This window comes from Tidjanibacter massiliensis, from assembly GCF_900104605.1.
In the GTDB taxonomy this organism is placed as follows: domain Bacteria; phylum Bacteroidota; class Bacteroidia; order Bacteroidales; family Rikenellaceae; genus Tidjanibacter; species Tidjanibacter inops.
In genome coordinates, this window is record NZ_LT629960.1 from 210,647 (window position 1) to 231,290 (window position 20,644).

General features: G+C 49.7%; 21 protein-coding genes. 17 read left to right on the forward strand and 4 right to left on the reverse strand.

The window, feature by feature from the left end; translation table 11 throughout:
- The first annotated feature begins 4 nt into the window (after positions 1-4).
- From BQ5361_RS01785 to BQ5361_RS01865, 16 genes are all read left to right on the forward strand, one after another.
- On the forward strand, positions 5-889 hold the full coding sequence (locus BQ5361_RS01785) for a glycosyltransferase family 2 protein (protein ID WP_071424896.1): 885 nt from the start codon (positions 5-7) through the stop codon (positions 887-889).
- A 13-nt stretch (positions 890-902) separates the two neighbouring features.
- Complete coding sequence (locus BQ5361_RS01790; protein ID WP_143047463.1) at positions 903-1,778, forward strand: glycosyltransferase; 876 nt, start codon at positions 903-905, stop codon at positions 1,776-1,778.
- 44 nt (positions 1,779-1,822) lie between these two features.
- Positions 1,823-2,857, forward strand: coding sequence for a CapA family protein (locus BQ5361_RS01795; RefSeq protein ID WP_071424898.1), 1,035 nt, complete (start codon positions 1,823-1,825; stop codon positions 2,855-2,857).
- 30 nt (positions 2,858-2,887) lie between these two features.
- Entirely contained in the window at positions 2,888-4,186 is a 1,299-nt protein-coding gene (locus BQ5361_RS01800) for a phenylacetate--CoA ligase family protein (protein ID WP_035471566.1), read from the forward strand.
- Positions 4,187-4,189: 3 nt separating this feature from the next.
- The gene (locus tag BQ5361_RS01805) at positions 4,190-4,990 is read left to right on the forward strand and encodes a glycosyltransferase family 2 protein (RefSeq protein ID WP_035471568.1); all 801 of its coding nucleotides are present in this window, start codon (positions 4,190-4,192) and stop codon (positions 4,988-4,990) included.
- A gap of 20 nt (positions 4,991-5,010) precedes the next feature.
- Positions 5,011-5,586 carry an acyltransferase gene (locus BQ5361_RS01810; RefSeq protein ID WP_052130939.1) on the forward strand — a complete coding sequence of 192 codons (576 nt, stop codon included), beginning with the start codon at positions 5,011-5,013 and terminating at the stop codon, positions 5,584-5,586.
- Between the two features lie 5 nt (positions 5,587-5,591).
- Entirely contained in the window at positions 5,592-6,770 is a 1,179-nt protein-coding gene (locus BQ5361_RS01820) for a DegT/DnrJ/EryC1/StrS family aminotransferase (RefSeq protein WP_081976762.1), read from the forward strand.
- A gap of 17 nt (positions 6,771-6,787) precedes the next feature.
- Positions 6,788-7,948: a carboxylate--amine ligase gene (locus tag BQ5361_RS01825; protein WP_035471574.1), complete on the forward strand. Its 1,161-nt coding sequence runs from the start codon at positions 6,788-6,790 to the stop codon at positions 7,946-7,948.
- A 1-nt stretch (position 7,949) separates the two neighbouring features.
- Positions 7,950-8,795 (forward strand): polysaccharide deacetylase family protein, encoded by an 846-nt coding sequence (locus BQ5361_RS01830; protein ID WP_035471576.1) that lies wholly within the window; start codon positions 7,950-7,952, stop codon positions 8,793-8,795.
- Positions 8,796-8,804: 9 nt separating this feature from the next.
- Entirely contained in the window at positions 8,805-10,007 is a 1,203-nt protein-coding gene (locus BQ5361_RS01835; RefSeq protein WP_035471578.1) for a DegT/DnrJ/EryC1/StrS family aminotransferase, read from the forward strand.
- Positions 9,994-10,596 carry a sugar transferase gene (locus BQ5361_RS01840; RefSeq protein WP_035471580.1) on the forward strand — a complete coding sequence of 201 codons (603 nt, stop codon included), beginning with the start codon at positions 9,994-9,996 and terminating at the stop codon, positions 10,594-10,596. Before BQ5361_RS01835 ends, BQ5361_RS01840 begins: the two co-directional genes overlap by 14 nt.
- A complete protein-coding gene (locus BQ5361_RS01845; RefSeq protein WP_052130941.1) occupies positions 10,589-11,674 on the forward strand; it encodes a nucleotidyltransferase domain-containing protein in 1,086 nt (361 codons plus the stop codon). The genes BQ5361_RS01840 and BQ5361_RS01845 overlap by 8 nt, the downstream gene beginning before the upstream one ends.
- Before the next feature lie 23 nt (positions 11,675-11,697).
- The gene (gene rfbA / locus BQ5361_RS01850; RefSeq protein WP_035471582.1) at positions 11,698-12,564 is read left to right on the forward strand and encodes a glucose-1-phosphate thymidylyltransferase RfbA; all 867 of its coding nucleotides are present in this window, start codon (positions 11,698-11,700) and stop codon (positions 12,562-12,564) included.
- Between the two features lie 249 nt (positions 12,565-12,813).
- A complete protein-coding gene (gene rfbC, locus BQ5361_RS01855; protein WP_035471584.1) occupies positions 12,814-13,380 on the forward strand; it encodes a dTDP-4-dehydrorhamnose 3,5-epimerase in 567 nt (188 codons plus the stop codon).
- A gap of 41 nt (positions 13,381-13,421) precedes the next feature.
- A complete protein-coding gene (gene rfbD / locus BQ5361_RS01860; RefSeq protein ID WP_035471586.1) occupies positions 13,422-14,288 on the forward strand; it encodes a dTDP-4-dehydrorhamnose reductase in 867 nt (288 codons plus the stop codon).
- 18 nt (positions 14,289-14,306) lie between these two features.
- A complete protein-coding gene (locus tag BQ5361_RS01865) occupies positions 14,307-15,431 on the forward strand; it encodes a dTDP-glucose 4,6-dehydratase (protein ID WP_035471588.1) in 1,125 nt (374 codons plus the stop codon).
- A gap of 171 nt (positions 15,432-15,602) precedes the next feature.
- On the opposite strand, the gene mdh is transcribed toward BQ5361_RS01865, so the two are convergent.
- From mdh to BQ5361_RS01885, 4 genes are all read right to left on the reverse strand, one after another.
- Positions 15,603-16,544, reverse strand: a complete 942-nt coding sequence (mdh, locus tag BQ5361_RS01870) for a malate dehydrogenase (protein WP_035471590.1) — start codon at positions 16,542-16,544, stop codon at positions 15,603-15,605.
- Between the two features lie 135 nt (positions 16,545-16,679).
- Positions 16,680-17,057: a glycine cleavage system protein GcvH gene (gcvH, locus tag BQ5361_RS01875; protein ID WP_035471592.1), complete on the reverse strand. Its 378-nt coding sequence runs from the start codon at positions 17,055-17,057 to the stop codon at positions 16,680-16,682.
- Between the two features lie 598 nt (positions 17,058-17,655).
- On the reverse strand, positions 17,656-18,717 hold the full coding sequence (locus tag BQ5361_RS01880) for a glycosyltransferase family 9 protein (protein ID WP_035471595.1): 1,062 nt from the start codon (positions 18,715-18,717) through the stop codon (positions 17,656-17,658).
- Positions 18,718-18,855: 138 nt separating this feature from the next.
- On the reverse strand, positions 18,856-19,458 hold the full coding sequence (locus BQ5361_RS01885; RefSeq protein ID WP_035471597.1) for a DUF4254 domain-containing protein: 603 nt from the start codon (positions 19,456-19,458) through the stop codon (positions 18,856-18,858).
- A 334-nt stretch (positions 19,459-19,792) separates the two neighbouring features.
- On the opposite strand from BQ5361_RS01885, the gene BQ5361_RS01890 reads away from it, so the two are divergent.
- Positions 19,793-20,632: a glucosaminidase domain-containing protein gene (locus BQ5361_RS01890; protein ID WP_161940414.1), complete on the forward strand. Its 840-nt coding sequence runs from the start codon at positions 19,793-19,795 to the stop codon at positions 20,630-20,632.
- The last annotated feature ends 12 nt before the right edge of the window (positions 20,633-20,644 follow it).

A 20,644-nucleotide genomic window follows, 5' to 3' on the forward strand; every position in this document is an offset into this window, starting at 1 on the left:
AGCAATGGATGTTTCGATAATTATAGTTAATTACAATACGAAAGAATTGACGGCCGCATGTATTAACAGTATTTTCCAATATACTGAAGGCGTTGAATTCGAGGTAATTCTAGTGGATAATGCATCGACGGATGGTAGCAGGGAGTTTTTCAGAAAGGATACACGAATTATATTGATAGAGAGTGAGATTAATCTGGGGTTTGGTAGAGCCAATAATCTGGGGTATGAATATTCCCATGGGAAGTATGTCTTTTTGTTGAATTCCGATACTTACCTCTTGAATAATGCGGTGAAGATTTTCTATGACAGGATGTCTGTGCTGCCGCAGACGGTTGCTTGTCTAGGTTGTATGTTGTCGGGGCCGGATGGAAGATACAGCCATTCTTATGGGGACTATTTACGGTGGAGAAATGCATGGCAAAGTGTCTTAGTATCTGCGTTCGGTAGGGATGATTCTGTTATTCGGTCAACGGATTTGCCGATTGAGGGTACCACAGTGCCTGTAATCATAGGTGCTGATTTATTTATCCGGCGCAAGGTAATCGAGCAAGAGGGATTTTTTGACCCGATTTTTTTCATGTATCATGAGGAAAATGATTTACAGAAACGTTATGGATTGGCTGGCTACGAATGCCGTATTGTACCGGGGCCGGAAATAGTACATTTGGAGGGAGGCAGTAATCCGTATAAAATCAATATTCTTTCCACGAAGGGAAATTTTCTGTTTATTAAAAAATGGTATAGCTATCCGCAATACTTGTCGTATCGGGTGGTATATGCTTTAACGCATTTTCCGAAAATCTTTATTAGGCAAATACCTTGGGAACAACGTGTATTGTATTTGAGGATATTATTGTTTTATCGGGTTCGTGGTGGTAAAAACGAATAATTTAATGTAGAGGATGAAACGTAAGTTAAATATACTTTTCCGAGCTCTCAATGGATGCTGTCTGCGGATAAAAGCATGGTTTGACATCCGATTGAGAAAAACTATATGCCGTACGGAGGCCACATATGTTCCGGATTTGGTTGTCTCCTTAACCAGCTATGGAGCACGGGTAAAAAGGTGTGCTCCCTATGCTGTTTATTCTGTTCTGAAGCAAGATGTCCGGCCTTATAAAGTTATTTTATGGTTGGATGAAACCAAGTGGAGTATGAATAATGTTCCGAAACTTATGAAAAGACTCATAAGGTCGGGTTTAGAAATACGATTCTGCCATGATGTGAAGTCGCATACCAAATTGTTACCGGCTTTGAAGGCTTATCCAGATAAGGTTATCGTTACGGTGGACGATGATTTGTATTATTCCAGAAACTTCTTAACGACGCTTTATGAAGCGTATCAGACGGATAAAAAATCAATACATGCTTTGAAAGTGCAGTATCCTACGTATGGGCCAGACGGAATATTGGAACCTCATAGAAAATGGATGTTGTCCTATATGATACGGGATAATTTTCCGTATGATGCCCGGAAAATCATGGCTTTAGGATATGGAGGGGTGTTGTATCCGCCTGGAGCGTTTGACGAGGAGGTGTTTAATGAGAAAGTTTTCATGAGGTTATGTCCGTATGCGGACGACATATGGTTTTTTGCTATGGCATTGAAAAAAGGAACATTACGCAAGTATGTGTTGGGAAAAAATGTGTCGTATTATGCGGTAGATTTTTTCTATCAATATTTTCATACTTCAGCGTTACATGATATCAATATTGCACAGGACCGGAATAGTTCTCAGATGACTGATGTTTTGAGATATTATGGTCTTACCGTATAGCAGTTCGATGTCTGTAACAGGGAATAGTTATTGATTAAACGGCAATGATAGGGATTGTTGGAGATGTAAATCTTACGGATGGGTATTTTGATACCGGGTTTGGTGTCGGCAGTGCGGTTGCTGCAGGAGCGGATCCTTTTGCCGGTATCAATCGAAAAGAAGGCGATATATGGATAGGTAATTTCGAGGGGGTTACCGCACGTGTTTCCTCAAAAAAGGGAATATATGGTAAGCAGTTCATTGTTTCTCCGGAATATCTTGCGGGGATTACGCATTTTGATTTTTATAATATAGCCAATAATCATACGATGCAACACGGGCGTGTAGCATTTGACGAAATGCTTGGGCATTTGACATCGTTTGGCAGTTGTTATTTCGGTACATGTAAGCGACGTAGTGTTGAGTTTGTATATAAGGGAAAAAGGTTTGCTATAACGGGTTTCTCTCAACGTAAAGAAAATTTTGAGAAGAATCCTTTATATTGGTATAATCCTGAATATGTAGAGATAGAGGCCGAACTGGCGAAATATGCTCATTTGGATTTCAAGATTGCGTATGTGCATTGGGGTAATGAGTTTATTGACCGTCCGTATGTGGACCAGATACATTTTGCTCATTTCCTGATTGATATCGGATATGATTTGGTAGTGGGGATGCATCCGCATTTATTGCAAGGATATGAAATTTATCAAGGAAAATACATCTTTTATTCGATAGGGAATTTTGTATTCAATATGCACTGGGAACCATTACGTTATGCCGCTATTGTGAAGTTGGATGTGGAGGAGGAGAAAATTGTTACCGATGTTGATTATGTGTACATAGGCGATGATTATTTTCCAATAATTATAGCGGAGGAAGACGTACCGGCAGCATATCGATTCTCTTATCTCAATACATTGATAGGGCATCATATGAGTAATGAGGAGTATTACTCATTACTGCGTGAACGAGTTCGGCGTTATCGGAAAGATAATCGTATGATTATTTTAAAGAATATAACTAAATTCAAATTTTCTTATGTTTGTGCGATTGTAAAGGATTTTGCAAAACGGGGTATACGATGCAGAAGAGTATGATGTATAGCAAATGATTGATTCGAGGCGGTTATGTTGAGAAAACTGATATATGAGGCGGGAGCAAGAATGAGGAATCCATCGTTGATGGAACAATTCGATTTTTTGAAGAAAAGCGACCGTTGGGAAAGGGCCCAACTGGACTATTATCAGTTGGAGAAAATGAAAAGTTTTCTGAAGTTTGCTTATCTCTATTCTCCTTTTTATCGGACGATGTTCAAAGAGATTGGATTCGTTCCATCGCAAATGACGAGTCTGAAAGAGATGAAAGCGCTTCCGATAACGGATAAGTCCGTTCTGATTCAGCATAACCGGGAAATACAATCGATTTATCCTTTCGATAAGTTGCGGCGTTCCGAGACGTCGGGTTCTTCCGGTCAGCCGTTATTGTTTTATCGCGATGAAGAGTGGGATTCGGGGCATCGCGCTGCGGTTATGCGAGGGATGAGTTGGTATGGTGTCATGCCGTGGGAGAGGAACGGTTATCTGTGGGGTTATAATGTCGATAAGAGAAAGAGATTCAACACGAGAATCCTCGATGAATTGTGCAATAGGTTCCGTATGTTTTCGTATGCTCCTGTCGATATTGAACGGTTTTGTCACAGACTGAAGAAGGCATCGTATCTAAGTGGGTATTCGTCCATGATTTATGAGGTGGCTAAATATATTAACGAGCATGGAGTCACGATGTCTGATTATCATCTAAAGATGATAAAGGCTACATCGGAAAAGATATATCCGAATTATCGGCAGGAGGTTTGGCAGGCTTTTGGTTTGGATTGCACGAGTGAGTACGGAGCTGCAGAAGCGGGTATTATTGCGTTTGAATGTCCTGAAGGCAAGAACATGCATATTTGCATGGAGAACGTGTATGTCGAGGATGAAGAAGGAGAAATCATCGTAACCAATATGTTGTCTCGTTCTTTCCCTATTATTAGGTATAGATTGGGGGATTATGTTACTTTTGCGGATGCGGGATATGAGTGCCCTTGCGGAAGGCAGCATCCGGTTATTGTGGATGTCTGTGGACGGGTCGGGAAAAATGTCATCGGAAAGACGGGGAAATATCCGAGTCTGACATTCTATTATGTGTTTAAAAATGTAGCGTTGAATGATGGGTGTGTATTGAACTATCAAGCGCGGCAGGAGGAGGTTGGGAAAGTGATTATCAATATCGAACAACCTTTGACTTATGCCGAGAAGATGACTCCCCTTGTTCGTAGAGAACTGGAAAAGTACTTTAAAGATGACATCGAGTTTACGATTCGTTGGGGTGTAAAGTTGCACACGCATAAGGAGAAACTGAAAGATTTTATTACGACAATCGATTGAGATATGTCTGATTTAGTTTCAATCATTACGCCTGCTTATAATGCCGCAAATTATATTGCGGATATGATAGAGTCGGTCTTGGCTCAGACTTATACGGAGTGGGAACTGTTGATAACGGACGATTGTTCTACTGATAACACGGTGGATATTGTGAGGAGTTATGCGGCACAAGATACTCGGATTAAGTTGTTTAGATTAGAGGCGAATTCCGGTGCAGGGGTAGCGCGGAACAATTCCATTCGGGAGGCGCGTGGACGTTATATTGCATTTTGCGACAGCGATGACCTATGGAAACCCTGTAAGTTGGAACGGCAGATAGCTTTCATGTCGGAAAAGGGATATAAGTTCGTTTATACCAAGTCCGATGTGATAGATACGGCAGGGAATGTCATTGCGATTAACGAACGTGTTCCCCGTGTTTCCTATCGCAGTACGATGATAGTGAATTATATTGGAACGACGACTGTAATGTATGATACGGAAGGTATTGGAAAATTTTATATGCAGAATGTCCGAAAACGTCAAGACTGGCTTTTGTGGATAGATATTTTGAGGGTTACTCGTTATGCGTATTGCCTTCCTGAACGGTTGAGCTCATGGCGTTCCGGGAATGAGGGCTCGCTTTCTTCCGATAAGTCTTCGTTGTTTAGATATCATTTGATGATATATCGGGACTATCTGGGGTTTCCGGCACCGGTGGCTTTTCTGATGTGTTACGGAGTCTCGCTGCCGTGTTTTATGGTCAAGAAAATTAGGCACAGGTTGATTAATTATTTGTATAGTCATGGGGGGCGGTATCAATAAATTGGTAGAAATACTTTGTTATGGGAGCGGAGTTTGTCAGGGTCGATAATTACGTTAAACCGTCTAAATGGCATTGGTTCAAGGCGGCATTGTGGAGTGTCGTAACTTTACGCTTTTTTATAGATTTATTCCGGTTGTTGGAGTACTATACGGTCAACTGCATTGTCGGTCGTCAGCAGGCTGTTATCGGCAAAGATTGTAAGATTCATCCTACGGTCATGTTACGGCAGCCGGAAAGGATAAGAATAGGTAATCATTGTTCCATTAACCATAACAATGTTTTTCAGGCGGGGAAAAGGACTGGAACAATAACGCTTGGTAATAATGTTCTGACTGCTGCGAATGTGATGTTTGTGGCTTATACTCATTCATTTGACACCCCGGATGTGCCAATCATGGACCAGGATTGTTATGACGCTCCGATAGTGGTGGAAGATGACGTATGGATTGGATTCGGCGCTATTATATTGGCCGGAGTGACTATCGGAAAGGGCGCAGTGGTCGCAGCCGGGGCGGTTGTCAAGAGCGATGTTCCTGCTTATGCTATTGTCGGTGGCGTTCCGGCCCGGGTGTTGAAAATGCGTAAAACGGAGTGAAGAGAATGACGGTAAGATTATTGCCTCGTTCCAGAGTAAATTATACCTGGAAACGTCTTGTCGGCAGTCTGTTTGTCCGAGAGAAGAGTGTATACTGCAAACGATTGAAACGCCTGCTTGCGCAATATTTCGGAGTTGCGGATGTGGTGCTCACCTCGTCCGGTCGGAATAGCTTGTTTTTGCTGTTGTCTTATTTGCATCATAAGAAAGTTATCGTTCCTTCCTATACATGCAAAGCAGTAACGGAGGCTGCTTTGATGGCCGGTAAACAGGTAGTGTATGTGGAGGTATCCCTGGAGGATTTTAATATATTGCCGGAGAAATTGGTGCATCTTGTGGATGACGATTCCATTGTAATTGCGACACATCAATATGGCAACCCGTGCAGAATCGAGGAGATATGCGATATCTGCCGGAAGGCTGGGGCGTTAGTGATAGAGGATTGTGCGGCTTCGCTTGGAACGGTTTATAATGGGAAGCTGACAGGATTATTCGGGAATTATGCCTTTTTCAGTTTTGATTCCACAAAGCTTGTGACCGTTCCTTCGAAAGGAGGGTTTATTATAGCCGCCGATGCGGCTGAACTTCATGCTATAGAACAGCATGTAATGGAATGTCGCATTCCAGGCATACGTTTCCGTCTGAAGCATACGGTAATCGGGATGATATATCTTGTGCTCAGGAATAAAATCATATATCGTATATTTCATTATGTGACCATGCAACGAAAGGGGAAGGCCCAACTCGACGATAAGCATGCTTTAAATTTAGTCCCCGATGATTATTATCGTTATCGAATGGCTGCATGGCAGGCTTATATGGCAATCCCGCAAATTGAAATTCTGCCGGAACTTATTGAGAGGCGTAAAATGATGTATCATTATTATGACGAACATATCCGGAATACACGGGTATTGCGCAAACCGGTTGTCTGTTCGGAAGCTTGTTGTATCAAATATGCTATTTTGGTGAAGGACAAAAAACGGTTTTATGATGCGTGTCTCGAAAAAGGCGTTGATATGGCATTTAGTTTCAGTTATACAGTCTGTCCACGTAGTTGTGAACATGCTTCTGATATTGCAGCAGAGGTGTTGAATATTCCGTTTTATTGGGGACTTAGGGAAAAGGATATGGAACGGGTAGTGTCCATAATCAATTGGCTTGCTGCGGAGATTGGACGTTAGTAAGTATAGGGGTGAATATGAGAGTATTGTTGACGGATGCACAGGATGTGCAGAGTATAACAGTTGCCCGGGCGCTGAAACGAGAGGGATGTGTGGTGTATGGTTTTATGACATCGCGTATCTCCTATGGTTACTTCTCGCATGCATTTTGGAAACGTATTATTTGTCCGGATGTGAAAACTGATTCGGAAGGATTCCGGTTGGAATTGATGAGTTTTCTTGCGACCCATCAGATAGATGTCATCATCCCGTTGAGTGACGGTAGTGCGGCTTTTGTCAGTAAAAATAAAACTGAACTGGAAAAACAATTCGGCGTGAAATGTGCGGTGCCGGATTATGAGATATTTTGTACGGCTCATAATAAGGGACGGTTAATGGATATTTGTCGACAATACGATATACCTCATCCTCGCACTTTCACTATTTCCGCTGATATGTTTGAGGAGGCTGTGGCATATGTTGGTTTCCCGGCTTTGATTAAACCGGATATTTCCGAAGGAGCCCGCGGTATTGTTTATGTTGAATCTGCGGAACAGGTACGGGCGAAGGTTGGTGCGGTGATAAAGGAATTTGGTAGCTGTACGTTGCAGCAATATATCCGGCATACCGGAGTATATTACAATGTCATGCTTTACAGAGGGGCTGCAGGAGAGTGTCTGGGGCAGACTGTTATTCGAATTCTCAGGTATTTCCCGTTAAAGGGCGGAACGAGTTGTTATTGTGAGAGCGTAGAGGAACCGGAACTTGTAGCGATGTGTTTCAGTCTGCTTGATAGGATAGGATGGGTGGGATTTGCAGATTTCGATATTATGCAGGAGGCGGATACGGGAACATATAAAATCATTGAAATCAACCCGCGGACGCCGGCGAGTATAAAAGCGGCCTATGTGTCAGGAGTGGATTTCCCTTCGGTGATACTTCGCGATACGTTGGGCCTTCCTGTTCCGGAGTATCGGTATGAATCGGGAAAGATATTGCGTTATATGGGACTGGATGTCATGTGGTTTCTGTTTTCTCCCGAGCGTTTTCGTTTCCGTCCGTCTTGGTTCAGATTTTTTGGGAAAAATATTTTTTATGAGGATGGCTATTGGAATGACCCGCTGCCTATGTTAGCCGGTTGTGTGGCTGGAGTTATCAAATATTTGAATCCTCGGTTCCGTCGGTCAAAACTGTGTTGATATGAATGTATTGACATTTGATATTGAAGACTGGTATAATCATGACGATTATTCGCATGATTTGCAGTGGGACAAGTTTGAAGTTCGTATTTATGAAGGTGTCGATAAAATATTGAGCGCATTGGATGAACAGAAGCAGAAAGCTACGTTTTTTTGTCTTGGTTGGATAGCTGAACATCATCCTAATATAATTGTCCGAATTACGGCGGCAGGGCATCATTTGGGATGCCACTCTTATCAGCATGAACTTGCAAGCGGAATGACACGTCAGGAGTTTCGGAATGATACCTATCGTGCCAAATGTCTTATTGAAGATGTTGCAGGACAGCCGGTGGACGCATTTCGAGTACCATCGTTTTCAGTGACAAAAACGAATACATGGGTATTTGATGTATTGACAGAACTTGGTTTTAAATATGATTCTTCTGTATTTTTGTCGAAACATGAGTTCGGTGGGTTCCCTTGTTTGGAGGTGGATGGACCGTTTGTTATTACCGGGCCGAAAGGGGCATTGAAAGAATTTCCAATCAATATGGCGGAAATATGCGGTAGACGGATTGCTTTTTCCGGAGGCGGATACTTTCGGGTGATGCCTTACGGTTTGTTGAACTGTTGGATGCGCAGTTCTTATGTGATGGCATATTTCCATCCGAGCGATTTTGACCCAGGACAACCACAAATGAAACATTTACCATTGATACGACAGTTTAAAAATAGGGTGGCGTTGCGTGGTAACTATGGTAAGTTTAAACGATTTATTCATGATTTCGACTTTGTCGATTTGCGACAGGCAGATAGTTTAATCGATTGGCATGGGACTAAGGAGTTGAATATAGAGGGCTTGTAAAGTATAGTGATGAAGATATCGTTTTCACCTCCTGACATCGGAGAGCAGGAGATAGTTGAGGTGGCGGAGGCCTTGCGTTCCGGATGGATTACAACGGGGCCGCGTACGAAAGAGTTGGAGCGACAGATAGCTGCGTTTTGCCGTACGGGCCGGGCCGTGTGCCTGAACTCCGCTACGGCATGTATGGAACTGATTTTGCGGGTTTTGGGCGTCGGGCCTGGTGATGAAGTTATTACTTCGGCATACACTTATACCGCAACGGCCAGCGTCGTGTGTCACGTAGGGGCGCGGGTAGTGCTTGTCGATACAGTACGGGATGGATACGAGATGGATTATGACCGTCTTGCGGAAGCCATCACCGAGCGGACCAAAGTAATCATTCCTGTGGACCTTGCCGGTATTCCGTGTGATTATGCAAAGATATTCTCGGTGGTCGAGAACAAGAGGCCCCTGTTTCGACCGGAGAGTATTTTGCAGGAAGCTTTTGGCAGAATTGTCGTATTGGCGGATGCTGCCCATGCTTTCGGGGCTTCCCGGGAGGGACAAATGTGCGGTGAAATCGCGGATTTTACCAGCTTCTCGTTTCATGCCGTCAAGAATTTCACGACTGCGGAGGGAGGGGCGTTGACTTGGCGGCCTGTTGCGGGTATAGCGGACGAGTGGCTTTATAAACAGTTTCAGTTGATGTCGTTGCATGGACAAAGCAAAGATGCTTTGACGAAAACACAACTCGGCGGGTGGGAGTATGACATCGTCGCTCCCTATTACAAATGCAACATGACGGATATCATGGCTGCTATCGGTCTGGTGCAGATGCAGCGTTATCCCGGATTGCTGGCACGACGGCGGCAACTGATAGCTTATTACGATGAGGCGTTGCGGGATTGCGGCGTACAGGTATTGGGCCATTATGGTGATACGTATCGTTCCAGCGGTCATCTGTACCTGACGAGGGTGCTGGGAATCGGAGAGGCGGAGCGCAACGCGGTCATCGTCGGAATGGCGGAACGTGGCATTGCTACCAACGTCCATTATAAACCGTTACCCATGCTGACTGCTTATCGGAACCTCGGTTTCGATATCCGGGATTACCCGAATGCGTACGCCATGTATTGCAATGAGATTACCCTGCCGTTGCATACGCGTCTGACGGATGAGGAGGCTGAATATGTGGTAACTAATTTTGCAGAGTTGATAGGTGGCCGTAGGTAAGCGTATTTTCGATATAGTCTCCAGTTCTGTGGTACTGGTCGTGTTGTCGCCTGTATTTGCAGCGATTGCGGTATGGATAAAACTGGATTCGCCGGGTCCTGTATTTTATAGACAGGTACGGGTAGGGCGGGGAAATCGTGATTTTTATCTTTACAAGTTTCGGTCGATGCGAGTAGGGGCGGATAGGCAGGGGCTTATAACCGTAGGAGGAAATGACCCGCGGGTTACCCGCTCGGGGCATTTTATCCGTAAATACAAATTGGACGAGTTTCCCCAACTTATCAATGTGATAAAAGGGGATATGAGCATTGTCGGACCGAGGCCCGAAGTCCGTAAGTATGTGGCGATGTATACGCCGGAACAGATGGAGGTGCTGTGTGTGCGCCCCGGTCTTACCGACCCGGCTTCCATACGTTATCGTAATGAGAACGAACTGTTGGCGACTGTGGAAGACCCCGAACGATATTACAGAGAGGTGATAATGCCGGATAAGTTGAGGCTTAGTCTGGAATATGTGCATCGTGCGTCTTTTTGGATGGATATCAAATTCATATTCGGTACTCTCGGTGAAATTGTGAGACATGGATGAGCGCATACAAGAGACTTTTTTGACGTTTGTGGGTAATGCCCTGTTCGATACCCGTTGCGATGCGGCGTCTGTTGCGGCGTGGGATAGGGCGGATTGGGAAGCGTTGTTTCGGTTGGCAGCCCGTCAAGGAGTTCTGGCTGTTGTGTACGATGCCGTGTCCCTGTTGCCCAAAGAGAACCGACCGCCCAGAAACCTCAATTTACGGTGGGCGTTGAGTGTCGAGAATATCGAGAATCGTTATTGCATGCAGTTGGCGAATGGAGCGGAACTTGCCGGTCTATGGACTGCTGCCGGTTTTCGTCCTGTTGTGCTGAAAGGTTTTGCAGTCAGTCGGTATTATCCTGTGCCGGAACATCGGGAGTGTGGTGATTTCGATTGTTTTTTGGGTCAGGATAGGGAGTTGGGCGATAGTATTGCGGTAGGAGCTGGCGCCGTATTGGAAGAGTCCGGATATAAACATTCTCATATTCTGTATAAAGGATTGATGGTCGAGAATCATCGGTTTTGTATCGGAGTTCGAGGTAGTAGGGAGGCGAAAGAATTGGAGCGTTTTTTGGAAGGGTTACTGGAGGAAGGTGCTGCAGAAGATAAGGTTCCGGGGACGGATATGATACTGCCTCCGGTTATGTTCAATGCTCTTTTTTTGACGTTCCATGGGTTGAAGCATTTTCTTGGCGAGGGAATCAGGTTGCGGCATATTTGCGATTGGGCCTGTTTTGTCGCCCGAGAGCAGCAAAATATGGATTGGCAGACCTTTTATGCAGTGTGTGACAGGTATCACATGCGTCGGTATGCGGATGTCATGACGGCCATTGCGGTACATGGTCTCGGGTTGCGGGTAGAGAATCCGGAAATAACAGTGGATAGCCGGTATGCAGATCGGGTACTCAGTTCCGTATTGAATGATAACGATCTGATTAACAGCAGGGGAAAAGGTAAATGGTGGGAGCGGTTCAAACTGCTGTCCAATATGTCGCGTTACCGGTGGAAATACCGGGAAATTTATCAGAAGGGTTATTTTGGGGAGATGGTGCAGCTTGTCACCGGATTTGTTCTCGATAGAAATCCGAAAATATAGGAGTATTTTATAGAATATATATCATGAAAGGAATTGTTTTGGCGGGAGGGAGCGGTACGCGGCTGTACCCGATTACCAAAGGGGTAAGCAAACAGCTTTTGCCGATTTACGACAAACCCATGGTCTATTATCCGATATCGGTACTCATGTTGGCCGGTATTCGGGATATCCTGATAATCTCCACTCCGATGGACCTGCCCATGTTCCGCAGACTGTTGGGGGACGGCAGTGATTACGGTGTGCGGTTCTCCTATGCCGAGCAGCCGAGTCCCGACGGCCTGGCGCAGGCATTCCTCATCGGCGAGGAGTTCATCGGTGACGACAGCGTATGTCTGGTGTTGGGGGACAACATTTTTTATGGTCAGAGTTTTACGTCGATGCTGGCCGATGCGGTACATACGGCCGAATACAATGGCAAGGCTACGGTGTTCGGCTATTGGGTGAATGACCCGGAGCGTTATGGCGTGGCGGAGTTCGATGACGACGGCAATGTGCTGAGCATCGAGGAGAAGCCCGCACAGCCGCGCAGCAATTATGCTGTGGTGGGGTTGTATTTCTATCCGAACAAAGTGGTCGAGGTGGCGAAAAACATCAAACCGTCCGCGCGCGGGGAGCTGGAGATAACGACCGTGAACCAGCGTTTTCTGGAGGATGGCGAGCTGAAGGTCAAATTGCTCGGCCGCGGTTTCGCATGGCTCGATACGGGTACGCACGATTCGCTCTCCGAGGCGTCGACCTTCATCGAGGTGATTGAGAAGCGACAGGGACTGAAGGTGGCCTGTCTGGAAGAGATAGCTTTTCGGAAGGGGTGGATAACTCGGGAACGGCTGTATGAGTTGGCCGAACCCATGAAAAAGAACCAGTACGGGCAGTATATGCTGAAGTTGTAACCGTTTCAGCAGCGGTCGGTCCGGAACTCCGGAGGGGGATGGGCGGACCAGAAAAGCGGAGAGACGACGAGGAACACTGCCGAGTGATTTTGGGGACGCAGTTGTAGGCGACGCACTGAAGGGCTATCTTTGTGCGTTCCGGACAGTTGTCGGACGGAGGCGTTGCGAAAAAGGGTGACGGGGCGTGTCCGGAGAATGGGGTACAGGCCGGCAGGGACAGAATGGAATATTGTAACTCAAACAGAAAGAATGAATATTATACAGACAGATATTCCCGGTGTGGTCATTATCGAACCGCGTGTGTTCGGCGATGAGCGGGGGTATTTTATGGAGAGTTTTTCACAGGCGCAGTTCGAGCGGGAGGTGTGCCCTACGGTATTCGTACAGGACAACGAGTCTTGCTCCCGTTACGGTGTGCTTCGCGGCTTGCATTACCAGTTGCCGCCTCGCAGTCAAAGCAAATTGGTGCGCGTCGTCGAAGGGCGCGTGGTGGATTTCGCCGTGGATATTCGCGTAGGGTCGCCCACGTTCGGCAGGTATGTGGCCGTGGAGCTGACCGGAGAGAATCATCGGCAGCTCTTTATTCCGCGCGGTTTTGCCCACGGTTTCGTTACGTTGAGCCAGCGGGCCGTTTTCCAGTACAAATGCGACGAATACTATGCGCCCGACCATGAGGGAGCCGTCGCCTGGAACGACCCGACGCTGGCGATTGATTGGAGAATTCCGACGGGGGATGTGGTATTGTCCGAAAAGGATAGGCACCATCCCCGGCTGGAGGCGGCCCGACTGTTCGATTACGGAGAGAAACTTTACTGATAGCATGCCGCCGTGCGGCATTGTAAGCGGAAATGTAGATTATGGTGATTTTAGTGACCGGGGCGAATGGCCAGCTCGGCCTGTCGCTGCGGAAGATAGCGCCGGAATATCCGGCGCACAGTTTCGTCTTTACCGACCTGCCGGAAGGCGACATCACCGATGCCGAAGGTATGGAAGCCGTTGTGAAAAAGTGCGGGGCGGAGGCAATCATCAACTGTGCGGCCTATACGGCTGTGGACAGGGCCGAGAGCGACGAAGCGGCGGCGGAACGCATCAATGCGGACGGGCCGGCGGTGCTCGCTGCGCTCGCCGTGCGGTATGGTTGCCGGCTGCTTCACGTATCGACCGATTACGTGTTCGACGGGACGGGAACGCGGCCTTACCGCGAGGAGGATGCCGTAGGGCCGGTGAGCGTTTACGGCAGGACGAAACTGGCCGGTGAAGAACGGGTGCGGACGTCCGGTGCATGCGGAGCCATCGTGCGTACGGCATGGCTCTATTCGGAATTCGGCAATAATTTCGTGAAAACCATGCTGCGGCTGGCCGGCGAAGGAAAGACGCCGAGCGTGGTCGACGACCAGTACGGTACGCCTACTTATGCGACGGACCTTGCGCGCGCTCTCATGGTGTTGGTGCAGCGGCCCGGCGAGGACATGGAACTCTTCCATTATACGGACGGAGGCGAAACTACCTGGTATGATTTCGCGGTGGAAATATTCCGCCAGGCGGACATGCCTGTTGCGGTCGTGCCGGTCGATACGGCGGGTTATCCGACGGCCGCGCGTCGGCCGCATTACTCCGTACTGGACAAGAGCCGCATAGCGGCCGTGGGGGCGGTGCTACCGGATTGGCGCGCATCGCTGCGGACATGTTTGGATATTCTGTTGCCGCAGAGCGGAGATAAATAAATTGAAATACCGGAGTTTATGAAAAATATTCTGATTACCGGCGGAGCCGGGTTCATCGGCAGCCATGTGGTGAGGCTGTTCGTGAACAAGTATCCCGATTGCCGCATCGTCAATCTCGACAAGCTGACCTATGCGGGAAACCTCAATAATCTGAGGGATATCGAGAACAAACCCAATTATACATTCGTGCGGGCAGATATTTGCGATTACGAGCGCATGGGCGAAATCATGCGGGAGTATGCGATAGACGGCATCATTCATCTGGCCGCCGAAAGCCATGTGGACCGGAGCATCAAAGACCCGTTCACCTTTGCGCGGACGAATGTGTTGGGGACGCTCGCTTTGTTACAGGCGGCCAAAGAGTATTGGAACGGCGATTACGAGGGCAAGCGGTTTTACCATATTTCCACGGACGAGGTGTACGGGGCGCTGGAGATGACGCATCCCGAAGGTATCGAACCGCCGTTCACGACGACGGCATCTTCGGGCGAACATCATTTGGCCTATGGCAGGGAATTCTTTTATGAAACGACCAAGTACGACCCGCACAGCCCGTACAGTGCGAGCAAGGCGTCGAGCGACCATTTCGTGCGGGCCTTCCACGATACGTACGGACTGCCGACCATCGTGACCAACTGTTCGAACAATTACGGGCCTTACCAGTTTCCGGAAAAGCTGATTCCGCTTTTCATCAACAACATCCGTCACGGCAAGCTGTTGCCCGTATACGGTCGTGGAGAAAACGTCCGGGACTGGCTCTATGTCGAGGACCATGCACGTGCCATCGACGTCATTTTCCATAACGGCCGGGTTGCCGATACCTACAATATCGGCGGGTTCAACGAATGGAAGAACATCGACTTGATAAAGGTCATCGTCCGGACGGTGGACAGGCTGCTCGGCAATCCGGAGGGAACGAGCGAGAAGCTGATAACCTACGTGACCGACCGTGCGGGGCACGACCTGCGCTATGCGATAGATTCCACGAAGCTGAAGAATGAACTCGGATGGGAGCCGAGCCTTCAGTTCGAAGAGGGCATCGAAAAAACCGTCCGCTGGTACCTCGACAATCAGGAGTGGTTGGATAACGTCACGAGCGGCGAATACGAAAAGTATTACGAGAAGATGTACGGAGGGCGTTGAGTTACGTCGTCCGAATGGTTTACGGGGGCTTGTTGCCCCCGTTTTTTAACGGCCATCCACAAGATGCGACGACGAGAAACGGCGACGCCCATCCCTGCAAAGAGGATGAGCGTCGCACTCCTGTCGATGGCTTACATATTTTCGTCCTGAACCGTATTCGGCGAGGGGCTGCTATAAGGCGCCTATCTCGTGGAGAATCTTGTTGGTGTTGCGCACGGCCTCCGCACTCTTGGCGAATGCGGCTTTCTCCGTTTCGTTCAGGTTTATTTCAATTACCTTCTCGGCACCGTTGCGACCGATGACGGCCGGAGCGCCGATGTAGAGGTCGTCCTGACCGTACTGTCCTTCGAGGTGTACGCAGGAGGGGAATACTTTCTTCTCGTCGTTGATGATGCTTTCCACGATGCGGGCAGCGGCTGCTCCAGGAGCATACCATGCCGACGTTCCGAGCATCTTGGTGAGGGTGGCTCCGCCGACCATCGTGGCCGCTGCTATCTCGCCGAGCGTTTTCTCATCGAGGAATTCGCTGACGGGAACCCCCTTATAGGATGCCTTGCTGACGAGCGGAATCATGGTCGTGTCGCCGTGTCCGCCGATGACCATGCCGTCCACGTCGTTCGCGCTGGCACCGAGCGCTTTGGCGAGGTATCCGCGGAAACGGGCGCTGTCCAGCGCGCCGCCCATGCCGAATACGCGGTTGGTGGGCAGACCGCTGACCTTCTGGGCCAGCGTGGTCATGGTATCCATCGGGTTGCTGACGATAAGCAGGATGGCGTCGGGAGAGTATTTGAGGATATTGGTGACCACGTCTTTCACGATACCGGCATTCACGCCTATCAGGTCTTCGCGCGACATGCCCGGTTTGCGCGGCATGCCCGACGTAATCACTACCACATCCGAACCCGCCGTCTTTGCATAGTCGTTGGTGACGCCAAGCAGGTTGGTGTCGAAGTCCATCAACGTCGAGGTCTGGTACATGTCGAGAACCTTGCCTTCGGCCAGCCCCTCCTTGATGTCGAGGAGCACGATTTCGCCGGCTGTTTCGCGGATGGCCATCGCATTCACACAGGTAGCGCCTACGTTACCTGCGCCGACAACTGTTACTTTTGACATAATCTGATGTTTTATGTTTAACTTTTACGGGTCTCCGCCGTGCTGTCGCCGGATTGTTTTCCGGACGACGTACGGGAGCCTATATCTTAACCTATTAACCTAACCTGACGAAAGGAGCCTCTCCTCCTGCCCGTATCAGCCTACGAGTTTCGCGTAGTCGTCGGCCGAGAGCAGGGTATCCACTTCGGCGGGGTTGGCCATGTTGACCTTGATAATCCACCCTGCGCCGTACGGGTCCTTGTTCACGAGGGCCGGGTCGTTTTCGAGTGCTTCGTTGAATTCGAGTATCTCGCCGCTTACGGGAAGGAATGCGTCGGATACGGTCTTGACGGCCTCTATCGAACCGAAAACTTCGTTCTGGCCGAGCGATTCGCCTACAGTGGGAACATCAACGAATACGATGTCGCCGAGCTGGCCCTGTGCGAAGTCGGTGATGCCGACGAATGCTTCGTTACCTTCCACCCTTACCCATTCGTGGTCGTTGGAATACTTGAGATTAGCAGGTATGTTCATTGCTGAAAAGTTTGATGGTTAATGTTTTTCTGCTTGATTTGTTTTGCCTTTTCGGAATTTCCGTACCTTTCGGTACGGTCATCCCAAAATGTCTGCCAAAGATAGTTTTTATTTTTAAGAGCGCAAAATAACTGTGAATGATATAACAGGTAAAAACGTTCCCTGGTCGGAGGAGCGGGGGTTTTCCGGCGGTCGGTGGCCGGGAACGGTCGTCGCCCGTACCGGGAAGGTTCGGTCGGGTGTTTCTTTCGGCCGGTGCGAGACGGATTGCGGGAATTATGTCGATGATGACTGTACCGACGGCGATGCAAACGGGCCCGCTGACGGCTTGCAGCCCGAAAAGGGGGAAATGGGAAGCCCCGATGAGGGTAATTGGGTTGCTGCCTATGCCCGACCATGTAGAACGAGACCGGCAGGTACGGTTGTCGGTACGGGACTGAGATGGTAGCGGACTGCGCCGTCCCGATGGCGGTGATGATGGAAGGACCGGCTTACGTAAACAGTCCGCCCCCTTTTCGGCGCATGAAGAGGTTATCGTATCTGCTGTAATAGCAGGAAACCGGCCAGGAACTGTGCGTTGTCGGGTTCGTAGGGGGCGTTACCGTCTGTCGCTTTTCTGTGCGGCGACCGCCTTGGCCACCCTGTCCGCTATCTCCTGGGGCCGTATCGAGGAGAGGCATCGGTAATCGCCGGATATGCAGGGCCTGTCGCCGAATACCGAACACGGGCGGCAGGGGAGGTCGGCCTGTACCGCATTGTCCGGATGTTGGCCGTAGCCGTAGAACCCGGCGAAGGGATGCGTGGCGCCCCATACCGATACCACGGGGACGCCGAGCAGCGAAGCGATGTGCATGGTGGCCGAATCCATCGTGACGATGGCATCCAGGTTGCCGATGAGGTCCATCTCCTGCGACATGCTCATGCGTCCGATGACCGAAACCACCCCTTTATGCCGTCGTTCCATCCCTTCGGCGAAACTCTTTTCGTGTTCGCCGCCGCCGAATATGAATACGCGGTCGTAGGTCTCGTTGAGGAGTCCTATCAGTTCGTCGGTCAGGGGAATGGGATATATTTTGCCGCGGTGTTTGGCGAAGGGGGCGATGCCTATCCAGCGTCCCTCTTTGGGGCCGACCGTCTCCTGAATCGGTTCGGGAACGGTGCATGGCTTCGTTTGCGGTTCGCGCGGCATGTCGAAGTCGAAGCCCAGACGACGTATCGTATGGCGGTAGCGTTCGGTCATGGGAGCCAGCGGTACGAGACGCTTGCCCGCCCGGCGCGTCATCTCCCGCTTCTCTTTCCGGCCCTTGTCTATCACCGCCGTACGGATACCCGTGAGGCGGGCGAACGTCCGGACGACCTTTGTCCGGAGCACGTCGTGCAGGTCGGCGATGGTATCGATTCCGGCGGCGCGTATCTCTCCGGTGAGGCGTACCAGTCCGAAAAATCCCTTGTGCCGGCCTGTCGGGTCGAAATCGACGAACGACAGGTCGGGAATGTCGCGGAAAAAGGGACGGAAGCCCCTCCTCGTGAGGATGCTTATCCGGAGTTCGGGGTAGGCCCGCCGCAGTGCCGCGATGACGGGTACGGTCATCGCCACGTCGCCCATGGCCGAAAGACGCATAATGAGCAGGTGGCCGGTATCTTTTCTCTTTTTTGCCAAAACCGATTGCGTATTTGGAAGGTTACGTTCCCGTCCGGGCGCCTCCTCCCGCGGCGATGCCGCAACGGGCGAAGCGGATGCCTGCCGTACGGTTACGTTGTAATAACGTTGCGCATGCTGCGGAACGTATCCCGGCCGCTATTTTTTACCGTAGAGAACCGGGTTGAGCGACGGGTCGTTGTACATCTTCATCTGTTTATAGACTTTCATGTATTTGCGGCCCGATTCTATATCGTCCAGCAGCTCCTCTATCGCTATCGAAAGGTCGGCCTTCTGCGTCAGGAGTACGGCGAGCTTCTTGCTGCATGCGGTGCGGTGCGCCTCGTCGGTGTCGGTGCGGGAGGCCTCCTGTTCCATGTGGTATATCTTGAGCGCGAGTATCGAGAGGCGGTCGATGGCCCATGCCGGCGTTTCGGTGTTGATGCGGGCGTCGGGAGCGGGTTGTACATCTTTATAACGGTCGAGCATCCAACTGTCGATGAACTCCACCATATCGGTGCGTTCCTGGTTCGATGCGTCGATACGCCGCTTGATTTGCAGCGCTTCCGCGGGGTCGATGTTCGGGTCGCGTATGATGTCTTCCAGATGCCACTGCACGGTGTCTATCCAGTTCTTGTGGTAGAGCAGATGTTCGATGCTCCCCGGCGTGTAGGGGTTGGCTATCGGATGGTCCACGTTGTCGTAATTGTGATAGTCCGCTATCGAACGTTCGAATATTTTGTTCGCCTGTTCCGTAAACATGATAAGGGTTTTATGATTTGTGGATGTATTGCCGTTTGTGAAGCCGACAGGATACAAAGCTAAGGTTTTTCCGCCGAATTCCCAATACCTTCTGCTCTTCCCGTGCGCACGGCACTGCGGGGCTGGAATGTATTCCCATGATTCCCCGGTGAAAGCGGTCGCCAGGACGCTGTCCGTCCCTTTTGGGAGGGGCGGCTCGCTTTTTCGTCGATTTGCTTCAAACGAATTGTTTCGCAAGCGTGCATCGGCCTTTAGGCCGACATGCACTTTCGGTTTTCATCGAATATATTTACTATATTTGTACGGTGTTTGCGACCGTTTAACGGAATATTCGATGGCTATGAAGTTGTTCGTGCGTTTGGCATTGTTCGCCGCGGTTCTGGGCGCGGCGGCGGATGCGTTGGCCCAGAGGGAGATGACGCGGGAAGAGTATATCGCCACCTATGCGCCGCTGGCTATTCAGCAGCAGAAAGAGTACGGCATACCGGCGAGTATCAAGATAGCGCAGGGAATCATCGAGTCGCGCTACGGCAACAGCGACTTGTCGCGCCGTTCCAACAACCATTTCGGCATCAAGTGCAAGAATAACTGGATAGGCGATACCGTCCGGTACGACGACGATGCTCTGCAGGAGTGTTTCCGGCGTTACGGTTCCATCGAGGATTCCTACCGCGACCACTCCGAGTTCCTGAAGAACAGCCCGCGGTACGAGAAATTGTTCCGGCTCGACCCGAAGGATTATAAGGGGTGGGCCTACGGACTGAAGGAGTGCGGATATGCGACGGCGCCGCACTATGCCGCTTCGCTGATAAAATGTATCGAGGATTACGAACTGTATCTGCTCGACGACGGGGAGTATCCCGCCTATCTGGCGGGTGTCGAGGCGGTACCGATGGTGCCGTCCATGTCCGGGATGGTGGATGCCTACTATCCGCAGGAGCCGATAGACATAGACAACTATGCCGTTGCGGTGCATTCGGTGGGCGGGCGCGGTATCTTCGCCCGCGAAGGGGTGCGTTATGTGGTTGCCCGCAGCGGAGATTCCTATGCCGACATCGCGCAGGCGCTCGGTATTCCGGAGCGGCGTCTGAAGCGTTTCAACCGAAAACACCTGCCCGCAGGCCGGCCGGCTGCCGGGGACGAGGTCTATATCGACAGACCGCGTAAAAGTTGAGGGAATAAATTC

What these genes read in the sequence shown, in the direction of transcription:
- BQ5361_RS01785 (WP_071424896.1), top strand. Translation starts at nt 5, where the DNA reads ATGGATGTTTCGATAATTATAGTTAATTACAATACGAAAGAATTGACG.
- BQ5361_RS01790 (WP_143047463.1), top strand. Translation starts at nt 903, where the DNA reads ATGAAACGTAAGTTAAATATACTTTTCCGAGCTCTCAATGGATGCTGT.
- BQ5361_RS01795 (WP_071424898.1), top strand. Translation starts at nt 1,823, where the DNA reads ATGATAGGGATTGTTGGAGATGTAAATCTTACGGATGGGTATTTTGAT.
- BQ5361_RS01800 (WP_035471566.1), top strand. Translation starts at nt 2,888, where the DNA reads ATGTTGAGAAAACTGATATATGAGGCGGGAGCAAGAATGAGGAATCCA.
- BQ5361_RS01805 (WP_035471568.1), top strand. Translation starts at nt 4,190, where the DNA reads ATGTCTGATTTAGTTTCAATCATTACGCCTGCTTATAATGCCGCAAAT.
- BQ5361_RS01810 (WP_052130939.1), top strand. Translation starts at nt 5,011, where the DNA reads ATGGGAGCGGAGTTTGTCAGGGTCGATAATTACGTTAAACCGTCTAAA.
- BQ5361_RS01820 (WP_081976762.1), top strand. Translation starts at nt 5,592, where the DNA reads ATGACGGTAAGATTATTGCCTCGTTCCAGAGTAAATTATACCTGGAAA.
- BQ5361_RS01825 (WP_035471574.1), top strand. Translation starts at nt 6,788, where the DNA reads ATGAGAGTATTGTTGACGGATGCACAGGATGTGCAGAGTATAACAGTT.
- BQ5361_RS01830 (WP_035471576.1), top strand. Translation starts at nt 7,950, where the DNA reads ATGAATGTATTGACATTTGATATTGAAGACTGGTATAATCATGACGAT.
- BQ5361_RS01835 (WP_035471578.1), top strand. Translation starts at nt 8,805, where the DNA reads ATGAAGATATCGTTTTCACCTCCTGACATCGGAGAGCAGGAGATAGTT.
- BQ5361_RS01845 (WP_052130941.1), top strand. Translation starts at nt 10,589, where the DNA reads ATGGATGAGCGCATACAAGAGACTTTTTTGACGTTTGTGGGTAATGCC.
- rfbA (WP_035471582.1), top strand. Translation starts at nt 11,698, where the DNA reads ATGAAAGGAATTGTTTTGGCGGGAGGGAGCGGTACGCGGCTGTACCCG.
- rfbC (WP_035471584.1), top strand. Translation starts at nt 12,814, where the DNA reads ATGAATATTATACAGACAGATATTCCCGGTGTGGTCATTATCGAACCG.
- rfbD (WP_035471586.1), top strand. Translation starts at nt 13,422, where the DNA reads ATGGTGATTTTAGTGACCGGGGCGAATGGCCAGCTCGGCCTGTCGCTG.
- BQ5361_RS01865 (WP_035471588.1), top strand. Translation starts at nt 14,307, where the DNA reads ATGAAAAATATTCTGATTACCGGCGGAGCCGGGTTCATCGGCAGCCAT.
- mdh (WP_035471590.1), bottom strand. Translation starts at nt 16,544, where the DNA reads ATGTCAAAAGTAACAGTTGTCGGCGCAGGTAACGTAGGCGCTACCTGT.
- gcvH (WP_035471592.1), bottom strand. Translation starts at nt 17,057, where the DNA reads ATGAACATACCTGCTAATCTCAAGTATTCCAACGACCACGAATGGGTA.
- BQ5361_RS01885 (WP_035471597.1), bottom strand. Translation starts at nt 19,458, where the DNA reads ATGTTTACGGAACAGGCGAACAAAATATTCGAACGTTCGATAGCGGAC.
- BQ5361_RS01890 (WP_161940414.1), top strand. Translation starts at nt 19,793, where the DNA reads ATGGCTATGAAGTTGTTCGTGCGTTTGGCATTGTTCGCCGCGGTTCTG.